14 protein-coding genes are annotated in these 12,335 nt (G+C 73.4%); 13 read left to right on the plus strand and 1 reads right to left on the minus strand.

The annotated features are described in order from the left end of the window. Positions 1-9: 9 nt before the first annotated feature. Entirely contained in the window at positions 10-813 is an 804-nt protein-coding gene (locus ACFYXV_RS01935) for a thioesterase II family protein (protein ID WP_383350606.1), read from the minus strand. Between the two features lie 136 nt (positions 814-949). Here ACFYXV_RS01935 and ACFYXV_RS01940 point away from each other — a divergent pair, with 136 nt between their 5' ends. The 13 genes from ACFYXV_RS01940 to ACFYXV_RS02000 all read left to right on the plus strand — a co-directional run bounded on the left by ACFYXV_RS01940 (position 950) and on the right by ACFYXV_RS02000 (position 12,334). Beyond that, the gene (locus tag ACFYXV_RS01940; protein ID WP_389381806.1) at positions 950-1,810 is read left to right on the plus strand and encodes a helix-turn-helix transcriptional regulator; all 861 of its coding nucleotides are present in this window, start codon (positions 950-952) and stop codon (positions 1,808-1,810) included. A 171-nt stretch (positions 1,811-1,981) separates the two neighbouring features. Continuing rightward, positions 1,982-2,224, plus strand: a complete 243-nt coding sequence (locus tag ACFYXV_RS01945; protein WP_385471436.1) for an acyl carrier protein — start codon at positions 1,982-1,984, stop codon at positions 2,222-2,224. 134 nt (positions 2,225-2,358) lie between these two features. Beyond that, entirely contained in the window at positions 2,359-2,979 is a 621-nt protein-coding gene (locus ACFYXV_RS01950) for a hypothetical protein (protein WP_385471433.1), read from the plus strand. Further along, entirely contained in the window at positions 2,972-3,811 is an 840-nt protein-coding gene (locus tag ACFYXV_RS01955; protein ID WP_385471430.1) for a hypothetical protein, read from the plus strand. The genes ACFYXV_RS01950 and ACFYXV_RS01955 overlap by 8 nt, the downstream gene beginning before the upstream one ends. A gap of 13 nt (positions 3,812-3,824) precedes the next feature. Then, the gene (locus ACFYXV_RS01960; protein WP_366101121.1) at positions 3,825-4,043 is read left to right on the plus strand and encodes a tautomerase family protein; all 219 of its coding nucleotides are present in this window, start codon (positions 3,825-3,827) and stop codon (positions 4,041-4,043) included. Positions 4,044-4,084: 41 nt separating this feature from the next. Next, on the plus strand, positions 4,085-4,933 hold the full coding sequence (locus ACFYXV_RS01965; RefSeq protein WP_385471424.1) for an AfsA-related hotdog domain-containing protein: 849 nt from the start codon (positions 4,085-4,087) through the stop codon (positions 4,931-4,933). Continuing rightward, a complete protein-coding gene (locus tag ACFYXV_RS01970) occupies positions 4,930-5,700 on the plus strand; it encodes an HAD family hydrolase (RefSeq protein WP_389381807.1) in 771 nt (256 codons plus the stop codon). Before ACFYXV_RS01965 ends, ACFYXV_RS01970 begins: the two co-directional genes overlap by 4 nt. After that, positions 5,697-6,326: a hypothetical protein gene (locus tag ACFYXV_RS01975; protein WP_389381808.1), complete on the plus strand. Its 630-nt coding sequence runs from the start codon at positions 5,697-5,699 to the stop codon at positions 6,324-6,326. Before ACFYXV_RS01970 ends, ACFYXV_RS01975 begins: the two co-directional genes overlap by 4 nt. Beyond that, positions 6,323-8,032 carry a GH3 auxin-responsive promoter family protein gene (locus tag ACFYXV_RS01980; RefSeq protein ID WP_389381809.1) on the plus strand — a complete coding sequence of 570 codons (1,710 nt, stop codon included), beginning with the start codon at positions 6,323-6,325 and terminating at the stop codon, positions 8,030-8,032. Before ACFYXV_RS01975 ends, ACFYXV_RS01980 begins: the two co-directional genes overlap by 4 nt. A 75-nt stretch (positions 8,033-8,107) precedes the next feature. Next, the gene (locus ACFYXV_RS01985; RefSeq protein ID WP_385471412.1) at positions 8,108-8,962 is read left to right on the plus strand and encodes a class I SAM-dependent methyltransferase; all 855 of its coding nucleotides are present in this window, start codon (positions 8,108-8,110) and stop codon (positions 8,960-8,962) included. 2 nt (positions 8,963-8,964) lie between these two features. Beyond that, entirely contained in the window at positions 8,965-10,455 is a 1,491-nt protein-coding gene (locus tag ACFYXV_RS01990) for an NAD(P)/FAD-dependent oxidoreductase (RefSeq protein ID WP_389381810.1), read from the plus strand. Next, positions 10,452-11,594 (plus strand): hypothetical protein, encoded by a 1,143-nt coding sequence (locus ACFYXV_RS01995; protein WP_389381811.1) that lies wholly within the window; start codon positions 10,452-10,454, stop codon positions 11,592-11,594. Before ACFYXV_RS01990 ends, ACFYXV_RS01995 begins: the two co-directional genes overlap by 4 nt. Then, positions 11,591-12,334, plus strand: a complete 744-nt coding sequence (locus ACFYXV_RS02000; RefSeq protein WP_389381812.1) for a DUF6182 family protein — start codon at positions 11,591-11,593, stop codon at positions 12,332-12,334. The genes ACFYXV_RS01995 and ACFYXV_RS02000 overlap by 4 nt, the downstream gene beginning before the upstream one ends. Position 12,335: the final 1 nt, after the last annotated feature.

Genomic DNA, 12,335 nt, shown 5'->3' on the forward strand with positions numbered 1-12,335 from the left:
CGGCGGGAATCACACGGTGCGGTTTTCGACCGAGCCGAGGATGCGGCCCAACTCCGCGAAGAACAGGTCCTTGTGCTCCCGGTTGAAGAAGTGGCCCCCCGGGAGGGTGCGCAGCGAGAACCCCGCGCTGGTGTGCGCGCGCCACGCCTGGGCGTCCGCCGCCGGGACCAGCGGGTCGCGGCGGCCGAGCAGTACGTGGACCGGGCAGGGCAGCGGCCGGTGGCCGGCCTCGGGATGCCGGTAGGTACCGCATATCCGCAGGTCCTCGCGGAGGCGTGCCACGACGGTCCGCATCCGTACGGGATTCTCCCGCAACAGCCTTCCGGCTCCACCCAGGCCCAGCATCAGCTCTAGGGAGGCTCGATCCGATAGCCCTACGGTCAGGTCGGGCGCAGCCTGGACGTGCGGCGCGCGGTGGGCCCCGGCCACGAATGCGGCGGGCGGGCGCCGGCCCGCGGCGATGTGCCGCTGCGCCACGCCGTAGGAGACCAGCGCTCCCATGCTGTGTCCGTAGAAGGCGTAGGGCTCGTCGAGGAAGGGGGTCAGCTGACTTGTCACCTCGCGTACGAGGTCGTCCATCGTGCTGACGGCACCGGGGACGCCGGCCGCGGGCACCGACCTGGGGGGCATGGACACCGGCACCACCTCCACCCCGCGGCCGAGCCACTGCCCCCAGCCCGAGAAGGACCAGGCGCTGCCGCCCGCGTGATGGAAGCAGAACAGGCGCAGCCGGGTCGATCCGTTCTTCGCCGGGGCGCTTTCCGCCGTACCCGCCGCCGTGGCAGCCGGGATGTTCGCCGCTGTGTGGAACATGCCGCCAGTGTGGCGGGGAATTCCGGCGGGAGGGAGTGTCTGTCGAACGGGGTGGTGGCACCACCACCGGTGGGCCCGCCCGGCGGGCGCACCGCACCGAAGTTTTCTTCAGTCGGAAAGAGAAAGAGGTCGAGGAATGCAGACGACTGCTTCCCCTGCGGTATCGGGGCTTTTACGGCGGACGCGACTGCGGCATTTCCTGCGGGCGCGCAGGGAGCAGATCACGCCGGAGGAAGTCGGTCTGGTGAACGTGGAGCGCAGACGTACGCCGGGGCTGCGGCGCGAGGAGGTCGCGGCGCTGGCCGGGGTCGGGGTGTCCTGGTACACCTGGCTCGAACAGGGGCGGGACATCAACGTCTCCGAGGGAATCGTGAACGCGGTCAGCAACGCGCTGCGGCTCGGGGAGACGGAACGCACGTACTTCTACCGGCTGGCCGGCCACAATCCTCCGCAGCCGACGGCGGGCCGCCGGTGGGACAGCGAGTACGCGCGGATGAACGCGCTCGTCGAGGGGTGGTCGCGCAATCCGGCGTACATCACCGACCGGTACGGGCGCATCGAATTGGCCAGCCGTTCGGCCCGCTCCCTGTTCCGCATCGAGGCCCGCGGGGACAACTGCGTGCTGAAGTTCTTCACCGAGCCGTCGACGCGCGAGAAGTACCCGGAGGCGGACGAGGTGGGGCGCGGTCTGGTCGCCCAGTTCCGGGCGCAGTCGGCCCGGTTCCCGGAGGACCGGGAGTTCGGCCGGATCGCCGAGCGGCTGAGCGAGCGCAGCCCGCGCTTCGCCACGCTGTGGGACTGTCACGAGGTGGTCGGCCCCAATCAGAGCCGGCGCAAGATCGCGCTGCCCCGGGCCGGGGTGCGGGTTTTCGACCGTGTGGTGATGAGCGTGCCCGAGAGCCCCGAATCCTTGCTGACGCTGTATGTCGCCCGGCCCGGGGCGGAATCGGCGGAGCGCCCGCGCGAAGCGGTCGGCTGCCATGCCGAGGCCGCCTGATTCCCGTGCCGGTGGTGTTCTCACCACCATGATCAGGAGACACTTCCTCCGCCCGTTCCCGGATCCCATGATGAATCCGTGGGACGCGGAGGGCATTCGATCCGCTGAATTCACCAGCTCCGATCCCGCAACGCGAAAGTCGGCGTTCCAAGTGATTCACGGAGGATTCTCATGGATGTTTCGATCGTCAGCCGGATAGTCGTGGTCCTGGGCGAACTGGACGTGCCGACGGCGGATGTCACGCCGGACACCACGTTCGAGGCGATGGAGATCGACTCGCTGCTGCTGGAAGAGCTGGCGCTGCGGTTGCAGAAGACCTTCGGCGTCGAGATCGAGATGGGTGAACTCGTACCCGAGCAGACCGTGGCGGAGGCGGCCGCGGTGATCGCGTCCAAGGGCGTGACCGTCGCCTGACGCGTCGCCCCGCCCACTCCCCCCACCGCACTTCCCGAACTCCCTCATTCACGCATCGCGCATTCACGCATCGCGCATTCGCGCATCGCGCATTCGCGCATCGCGTATTCACGTATTCACGAAAGGGCACACCCATGTCTTCCACCCTGCTCGTCCTCAATGAAGTCGCCGTGGCCCCGGGCCGGCTGGACCAGGTCCTCGCCGAGTGGAGCCGGCTCCACCTGAAGGAGCCGGTGCCGGGCCGTGCCCTGTACGTCAGCGAGGACGACGGCAACGTCCTGGAGATCACGCCGGTCAAGGACCTCTCCGAGCTGGACGGCCTGAACGCGGGCTGGAAGCGGCTCTGGGAGGCCGTGTCCGACGACCTCGTCACGGACTTCCGGCGCCACCTGCTGGAGTTCGTCGAGGCACCGAAGGACACCGCCGACCCGCTGCCGCAGACGCCGTACGTGCAGCTGCGCTACATCGAGGTGAAGCCGCGCGAGTACGCCGCGTACCGCGAATGGCGCGAGAACACCATCTTCGACGTGGTCCGGCGCGCGGACGAGGTGCAGACCTTCCTCGCCTACCACTCGCTGATCAGCTCGCAGCCGGGCGTGATGTTCGTGTCCGGCTTCGAGGTCGAACCGGCCGCGTACCAGGCCGTCTTCACCTCGCCGGAGTACCAGGAGATCGTCCGCCAGGCGGGCGACCGCTACATCGTGGGCGGCGAGAGCGGTCTCTACACCCGCGTCTACAAGCGCGCCGATGTCTGAGAAGTACGAGCTCTCCCTCACCACCCAGGGTCCGCTGTACCCGCCGAGCGAGGTCATGGACGGCGACGGCAACTTCCTCGTGGTGGGCATGATCAACCGGCCCACCGCCGACGGCGGGGCCGCGCCCGAGTGGGGCGCGGCCGTGGTCTCGCCGGCCGGCCCGGTTCCCGAGTTCGGCCGCCTCGCCCCCTACGCGGTGGTGCGCGAGCTGGACGCCGACCCCGGCGGGGCGGACCGGGACGTCGTCCTGCACACCCTGCCGCTGCCCCTGCCGTGCAACAACTACCCGATGGTGTTCGCGCCGGAGCAGCTGCCGTCCGCCGACCGGGTCCGCCGCCCGAGCCACGCCTTCCACGAGGTGCCGATACCGGACCTGCGCCCGCAGGACGGGCCGAAGGTCACCGAGCCGGTGACCTTCGGCCGGTGGATGGAGGCGAGCGGAACCCTGGAGGTGGCCGTCACCCCCGACGGCCGGTCCGCGGCCTTCGACTTCGACTTCTCCCGCCTCGTGCCGAACAGCGTCTACACGGTGATGTCGCTGCGCGCCCGCGACCTGGATCCGGCCGGCCCCACCCGGCCGGGCCCGCTCGGGGTGCCGAACGTCTTCACCACGGACGCGGAGGGTTCCGGCCGCTACCACGCCACGATGCCGGACCCGTTCCCGGACCCGGAGCTGCCCGGCGCCAACCGGATCATCAACGTCGTCGTGCTGTGGATGAGCTACCAGCGCAGCTACGGCGGCGCCATCGGGGAGTTCGGCCTCGGCGGGGACATCCACGCCCACCTGAAACTGCGCGGCCCGTCCTTCGGGGACCTGCGCACCTCGACCTGAGAGGCCCCCTCCCATGCCCATCATCTCCGTCACCACCTGGGACGGCCAGGACGACGCCCAGAGCCGGGAGCTCATGGAAGAGCTGACCCGGACCGTCAGGAAGGTCACCGGAGCACCCCTGGACAAGATCACGGTCTACATCCGGGAGGTGCCGCGCAACCGCTGGACCGAGGGCGGCGCCCTGGGCAGCGACCCGGAGTTCCCGGTGCTGAGCCGGCGCCTCACCGAATGACGTGACCCCCACCACCACCCGAACAGGAAAGGTCGAAACACATGTCCGTGCCCATGTCCCATGAGTCGTCCCAGGCCACCGGTGCCAAGCCCGGCACGCTGTTCCTCGTGGGCGACGTGTTCGCCGAGTTCGCCCACCACGAAGGCGTGTTCACCGTCTCGCAGCTGGCCCGTCTGATCAGGAACGGGGCGTTCCCCGAGAGCGCCGCCGACGGGGTCCGCGTGAGCGTGGGGCAGGGCGTCTCCCTGTTCGACGTGCAGTACGTACGCGACACCCTGGCCCGGCGCGGGCTGACGGACCTGGTCGTCATCGACGACCAGGCGCTGCACAGCCGCGCCGGCCGGGAGATCGCCCACAAGCACCGCCCCGAGAACGTGCTGATCTCGCAGCCGCGTCCGGTCGGCGACGACTGGTACGAGGCGGACCTGCTGGTCGACGGCGACAACGAGGTGATGTCCGACCACCTCACGGGACAGCACATGCAGGGGATGCTGGCCACCGAGGCCGGCCGGCAGATGTTCATAGCGGTCGCCGAGCAGTTCTACCTCCCGCCCGAGGCGGTCGGGAGCAGCTACTTCGTCATCGACTCCTTCGCGACCCGGTACCGCAACTTCCTCTTCCCGCTCCCCGCGGTGGTGCGCTGCCGCGTCCTCGCCCACCGCACCCCGCACCGCACCCGGATGACCTTCCACTGCGAACTCTCCGTGAGCCAGGGCGGGTCGGAGACCGCGGGCATGGAGGTCCGCTTCACCGCCTTCGACACCCAGGTCTCCCACGCCAAGGAGACGCGGGCGGCCCAGCGGTCCCTCCAGGACGGGGTGGCGCTGGCCACGGCGGCGGCCGCCGCGCAGGCCCCGGCCCCGGCCCGAGCGGAGGTCCGTACGTCATGACCGACCACCTGCCGGCCTACATGGCCGAGTACGTCCGCGCGTCCCTGTCCGGGGCGGACCCGTCGTCCGGGACGGACCCCTTCCCGTCCGGGACGGACCGGCCCTACATCGTCTTCAGCGACGTCGACGAGACGCTGATCACCGTCAAGAGCATGTTCGACTTCCTCCACTACCAGCTGGTGCGCCGGCACGGCGCGGCCGGGGAGGAGGAGTACGAGCGGATCCGGGCGGTGATCGGCCGCCGGGCCGCCGGCGGCGCCCCCCGCTCCGACATCAACCGCCTCTACTACAGCCACTACACGGGCGAGTCCGTGGAGACGATCACACGGCTGGCGCAGGACTGGTTCTCCGAACGCACCACCTCCACCCGGGGCTTCTACATCGACTCCACGCGCCGGGCCCTGCGCGAACACCGGGCGGCCGGGGCGCCCCTGGTCCTGGTCTCCGGCTCGTTCCCCCCGCTCCTGGAACCGCTGGCGCGCGAGATCGGCGCGGAAACGGTGCTGTGCACCCGTCCGCTGACCGAGGACGGCCGCTACACCGGCGAGGTCGCCACCCCGGTGATCGGCGAGGGCAAGCGCGCCGCGGTCCTCGCCCACCTGGCGGCGCGGCCCGGCATCGACCCGCGCGACTGCTTCGCGTACGGGGACCACCTCTCCGACCTGCCGATGCTCGAACTCGTGGGGCATCCGGTGGCCGTGGGAGAGGACCCCGAGCTGCGGGCGCACCTGGCGGCCCGCCGCCCCGAGACCACCGCGACGCGATGACCGGGCCCCGGTTCCACGTGCTGCTCGGTCCCGACGGCGCCGGCAAGTCCTCGGCCATGGCCCGCCTGGTGTCGAAACTGCCCGAGTGGCGGATGGTCTCGACGGACAGCGCCTTCGTCGCCCCCGAGCACGCCCTGATCACCCGGCTGCGCCGGGACGTCCACGAGCACCTGCTGCCGGGGCTCGGCGCCGCCTACTCCGCGGACTTCCTGGCCAGCGTGCTGCAGACCGCCGTGGTCCACCTCAGGGACCAGGTGCGGGAGGCGGACCCGCGCGTACCGGTGCTGGTGGACTCGTACTACTACAAGATCCTGGCGAAGTGCCGGATGGCCGGGGTCCGGGACCGCGCGATGTACTCCTGGTGGCGTTCCTTCCCCCAGCCGAGCGGGGTGGTCTTCCTCGACGTCTCGCCCGAGTCCGCGTGGCGCCGCAGGGGGGACGGCGCGCGGCTCAACTCCCTGGAGTACGACGGGGAGGAGGGCAGCTGGGCGGAGTTCGAGCGCTACCAGCGGAACCTGCGCAAGCTGATGCTGGAGGAGGTGCGGGAGGTTCCGGTCACGATGCTGGCGGAGCAGCCCGACGCCGGCCGGGCGGCCGAGGCCGTACGGGAGGTGCTGACCTCGTGAACACCGCATCCGTCTGGCACACCCCCGGCCACACCGGCCGCTACCGCGAGCGCGTGTTCGCGGCGCGCGAGCGGCTGGCCGCCGACCACGCCGATCTGCGCGGCGCGCAGCAGCGCGTCCTCACCGACCTGGTGGGCTTCAACGCCTCCACCCGGTTCGGCAGGCGGCACGGCCTCGGCCGCGTGCTCACCGTGGACGACTTCCGCGAGGCCGTCCCCGTACGCGACTACGCCGACCACGCCGACCTCATCGAGCGGACGGCCGCCGGGGAGCGGAACCTGCTGTCGGCCGACGCCCCCGCCGTCTACTTCACCAGCAGCGGCAGCACCGGGGCGCACAAGAAGGTGCCGGTCACCCCGCGCTTCATGCGGACCACCTTCATGCCGTTCTACCTCGCGGCCTGGGCCCCGCTGATCGAGCACTTCCCCGAGGTGCTGGAGCGGCCCGACGCCGTCCTCAACCTCAAGCACGACCCGCTGAGCGCCCCGCCCACCACGGGCGACGGCAGGCCCCATGCGGGCGCCAGCCAGGTGGACTTCGGCGCCCGCTTCGGCGAACCCCTCTCGGCCGAACCCGGTACGGGCGCCCCGTGGGCGGCGCTGCCCGTGCCGACCGAGCCCGGCGACCACCTGGAGCGGGCGTACCTGCGGCTGCGGCTGGCGGTGCAGAGCGATCTGCGCGCGCTGATCGGCATCAATCCGGCGATGGTCGCCGCCGTCCCGTACCAGCTCAACCTGTGGTGGCCGCGGATCGTGAAGGAGGTCCGGGACGGCACCCTCGGCGGTCTGCCGCACCGGGCGCCGGACCCCGGGCGGGCCGCCGAGCTCGAACACCTCGCGGAGTACTTCGGCACCGTACGGCCCGCGCAGGTGTGGCCCCGGCTGCGTGCGATCTTCTGCTGGACGACCGGGGTGGCCTCGCTGTACCTGCCCGCGCTGCGGGAGGAGTTCGGATCCGGGGTCACCGTGCTCCCGGCGCCGGTCGCGGCCTCGGAGGGCCCGGTCGGAGTGGCGCTGGACCGGCACGCCTCGGCCGGCAGCCTCGTCGCCTCGGCTTCGGTGTACGAGTTCGTACCGGCCGATCGGGATCTGGCCCCGGACTCCGCCACGCTGCTCCCGCACGAGCTCGAAGCCGGCCGGGACTACCACGTCATCTTCAGCCACGTGGGCGGGCTGTACCGGTACGCGGTCGGCGACGTGGTCCGCGTCGTGGACGTGTCCGGCGGGGTCCCGCGGCTGGAGTACGCGGGCCGCGGCGGGCGCTCCGACGCGGCCGGCGAGCGGCTGCGGGACGCGGAGGTGGTCCGGGCCCTGCACTCGGCCCTGTCCTGCGGCGGACTGGCCCTGCGCAACGTGGCCTGCCGGGTCGAACCGGCGGCCGGTCCCGCGCATCCCGGTCCCGCGCAGCCCGGACCCGCGCACTACGTCTTCGCGATCGCCCCGCGCACCCCCTGGCACGAGGCCGAGACCGTACGTTTCACCGCCGACCTGGACCGCTGCCTCGCGGAGCGGTCCGCCGGGTACGCGGGGGCCCGGGCGGCCGGCCGGCTGGGCGCGCCCTCCGTACGCCTGCTGGACGCGCAGGCGTTCGACCGCGACTGGCACGAGGCGGTCGGCGCCGGTATCCGCCCGACCCAGGTCAAGGACCGCCTCTTCCGGCAGGACGACGCCCTCTGGGAGCGCCTGACCCGGGTCCCGCTCGCCTGACCCCCGCCCCAGCCGCCCCCGGCCGCCACCCCCGTCGGCCGTCCGGCACCCGCACCCCCGTACAAGGAGCCACCCATGCCCGTGCTCAGTCCCGTCGAACGGACCGCCCTGCTCACCGCCGCCCTGCGCGCGGCAGAGACCCGCCGCGAGGACCGGCTGTACGAGGACCCGTACGCCGCCGCACTCGTCGGCGAGGCCGGTCCGGAGCTGCTCGCCGAGATCCGGGCGGCGACGTTCCCGCCCGACCGGCCGCGGACCCTGCCCAGCACCCCCGACTACAACGCCATCCGCACCCGCTTCTTCGACGACCTGCTCCAGGAGGCGGCCCAGGACCCGGCCACGACCCAGCTCGTGCTGGCCCCGGCCGGCATGGACTCGCGCGCCTACCGGCTCCCGTGGCCCGGGCACATCCGGTACTTCGAGGTCGACCGCCCGGCGGTGCTCGCCTTCAAGGCCGGGCGGCTGGGGGCGGTGGAGCCCCGGGTCGACCACCGTACGGTCGCCGTCGACCTCACCGCCGACGACTGGGAGGAACGCCTCCTCGCCTCCGGCTACGACCCCGCCGTCCCCTCGGCGTGGCTGCTGGAGGGGCTGCTGTACTACATCCCCGAGGCCGACGCGCACCGGATGCTGGAGCGGGTCGCCGCCATCTCCGCACCCGGCAGCCGCATCGCCGCCGACATCGTCAACAGCGCCGCCCTGACCCTGCCCCACATGCGCGGCCTGCTGGACGTGTTCGCGGGCTGGGGGTGCCCGTGGGTGTTCGGCACCGACGAGCCGGAAGTCCTGTTCGAGCGGTACGGGTTCGACGTACGGGCCGTCCAGCCGGGCGAGCCCGAGGCCGACTTCGGGCGGTGGCCGGACCCGGTGCCGCCGCGCGGGGTGAAGGACGTGCGGCGGGTGTTCTTCGTGCACGGCCGGCGTCGCTGACCATGGCGAGCACCGTGATCGCGGGGGGCGGCACCGCCGGCCTCGCCCTGGCCCTGGCGCTCGGCGCGCGCGGCCACCGGGTGCGGGTCCTGGAGCGGGGCGGACCGCCGCCGCAGGGGCCGCTCGTCAAGAGCGCCGGGCTGTGGGAGCGGCCCGGCGTGCCCCAGGCGGGGCACGACCACATCCTGAACGCGCTCGGCGTCCGCACGCTGCGCACCCGCGCACCGGCCGTGCTCGAAGCGGCGCTGGCGGAGGGGGCCCGGCTCGCCGACCTCACCGCCGCGGCTCCGCCGGGCCCCGCGGAGCCGGGGGACGAGGACCTCGTCACGCTGCTCGTCCGCCGGTCCGTCCTGGACCTCGTACTGCACCGGGCCGCCTCGGCCCTGCCCTGCGTGACCGTCAGCCACCGCACCGCGGTCACGGGCGTGCTGACCGCGCCGGGCCCGCGCGTGACGGGCGTCGTCACGGACGGGGGCGAGCGGATCCCCGCCCGCCTCGTGGTGGACGCCTCCGGCCGCAGGTCCGCGTCCCGGTCCTGGCTGGCCGCGGCGGGCGTACCCGCGGCGGCCGACCTGACCGGCCCCAGCCGGCTGCACGCCTTCGGACGCTTCTACCGGCTGCGCGACCCCTACGGCCCGCCGCCGGGCCCGCTCAACCGCGCCAACGCGGCCGGCGGCGTCTGGGACCACTACTCCGCCGTCCTGCACCCGGCGGACAACGAGGTCTTCGCCGTCACCTTCGGCGCCCTGCCCGGCGACCGCGCCATGGCCGCCCTGCGCACGCCCGCCGCCTTCACCGCCGCCTGCCGCCTCTCCCCGTACCTGGCTCCCTGGGTCGACGAGCGCGCGGCGCATCCGCTCGGCCCGGTCCGGGCCATCGCCATGCCGCCCAACATCCTGCGCGGCGCCGGGCCCGGCCGGCAGCGTCCGGTGGCCGGGCTGCTGCGGGCCGGGGACGCGGCCTGCGTCACCGATCCGATGTTCGGCCGGGGCCTGTCCCTCGCCCTCGCGCACGCCTTCCGGCTCGCCGACCTGATCGGGGAACACCCCGTGGCGGACGAGCGGTTGGGCCTGGCGGCCGCGGAGCTCGCCGACCGGTTGCTGCGCCCCTGGTACGAGCAGGGGGTCCTCGACTCCCGGTCACGGGCCGAGCGGTGGCGGGCGGCCGCCGGAGAGCCGCCGGTCCCCGAGCCCGTACGGCCTGCGCCCGCACAGCCTGCGCCCGTGCCGCCCGATCCCGTACCGCCCGTGCCCGGGCCGCTCCTGGCCGCCGCGCTCGCGGCGGCGGCCACCGACCGCGCCGTATGGCGGGGCATCACCCGGATCGGGGCGAGCCTCGCCACCCCCCGCGAGGTGTTCGCCGACCCCGGGTTCCCGGCCCGCGTACGGGCGGCCGCGCCGGACGCCCCCGTACCCGCCGCCCCCCGCCCGCCCTCGTACGCCGCACTGCGCCGGGCGATCGCCGCCCACGCCCCCGACCGGAAGGGAGGATGAACGTGCCGACCCGCAAGAACGTCCTGCTGGCACCGGTCACGGTCACCCCCACCAAACCGCTGACCCCCAGCCACCTCAAGGGCCTGCTGTGGACGGACGTGATGTTCCGGGCCACCGCCCCGCTCGCCGCGGTGGACTACCGCTACAGCCACACCACCTACCACGTCACCGAACAGACCGTCGGCTTCTGGGAGTACCTCGACCGCACCCGCGGCGAGACGGACTACGCGCAGCTCTCCGAGGAGGAGATCGGGGAGCTGTACGTCCGCCACCGCTCCGAGGAGCCGCGCCAGGGCGCCGGCGTCCTGCGGCCCTACCGGGACGCCGTCGAGCACGACGGCTGGGTGCATCCGGTGAGCGAGCGGATGCTGGGGCTGTGGGCCGGGCACTACGAACGGCTCGGCATGCACGACCCCGGCCTGCGGGAGCACCAGCCGCCCGGGCTCGCACTGGAGGAGATGGTCGAACGGCTCGCCGCCGTGGGCCTGGTCCTCGACCAGCGGCACTGCGGGGGCCCCGTCTACCTGGACCTGACCCGCCACGGAATGCCGCTGCGCCGCATCGTCACGGCCGACGGCCGCCCCAACTACCTGGCCTGCGCCCTGCGCGAGCTGCTGCCGCTGGTGCCCTGGTACGACGAGGTGGTCCTGCTGCACGACCGCGAACTCGACGCGGACTACCGGCTGCTGCACCGGGTGCTGACCAGCCTCGGACCGCCGGTGCGCCGGGTGCCCATCGGCCGGGTGCCCATCGAAGGCAAGATCACATCGGCCCGGCACGGCGGCTGGCGCGGCCACACGGCCGGCGCGCTGCTGCGGGCCTCGGCCGAGGTCTGCGAGGGCGCGGACGGCCACGGCGACGACGCGCTGCGGCTCGGCATGCGGCTGTACTTCATCGCGACCCTCGGCCCGGGCCAGCAGCAGTCCTTCCGCCACGACCTCCTGCGCCACTGCCTGACCGTGGCCGCCCGGCTGCTGAGGCGCTCGGGGTCCGCGACCCCCGCGGGCGACCTGCCCGGGGCGCTGGAGCGGCACCGGCGCGGCCACGCGTACGTCGACCCCTACCGGCTGGCCTGCTCCCTCCTGGGCAAGGGCCGTCCCGCTCCCGATCCCGAACTCCTGTCGGCGGTGTTCCTGTGAGTCCCTTCCCCCTGTCCTCCGCGGCCCTGCTCCAGTCGGCCGCGGACCGCGTCCGCTCCGCCCGGCCCGAGCTGGCGGACGGGCTCGACCTGTCCAGCGCCCAGGCGCTGCGCGCCGTCCGGGCCGGGCTCCACGGCGCCCGCACCGCCCCGTCCGAGGAGGTGCTGGCCGTGGCCGTCATCGGCCGGCTCGACCTGCCCGGGTGGGTGCGCGAGACCTGTGCCTTCGCCCTCGGGCTGGCTCCCGGGCAACGGGAGGCGTGGCGGCGCTCGTTCACCCGTACCGTCTACCTGGCCGGCAGCCCGTCCAACCTGCGCGAGCGGTTCGCCTTCGACCACATCGCGGCCGACGGCTCGGCGGCCTGGGCGGGACCCGCGCCCGGCGCCCGGACGGCCACGCTGCGCCGGCTGCTCAAGGCCTTCGAGGCCGCGCACGAGCTGACCGCGCAGCGGCCGGCCACCGTGACCGTGCCCGGCCGGCCGGGCACCCGGACGCCGGTGTGCCGCGAGCTGTACGTCGCCACCGCCAGGGTGTCGGTCACCGAGGCGCTCGTGCACCTCAACCACCTGCTCGCCGAGGCCGTCCTGGACGGGCTGATCGGTCACGGGGACCGCTTGACGCTGCGGTTCGTACCGCGTCTGACCGGTCTGGGCGCCCGGCTCGCCATGTTGCGCGTCGACACCGATGTCCACCGCCCGGAAGAACTCCAGGCCTGTGCCGGACTGACCACGGAGGTCTGAA

The sequence above is a fragment of the Streptomyces sp. NPDC002181 genome, from assembly GCF_042890485.1.
Classification (GTDB): Bacteria; Actinomycetota; Actinomycetes; order Streptomycetales; family Streptomycetaceae; genus Streptomyces.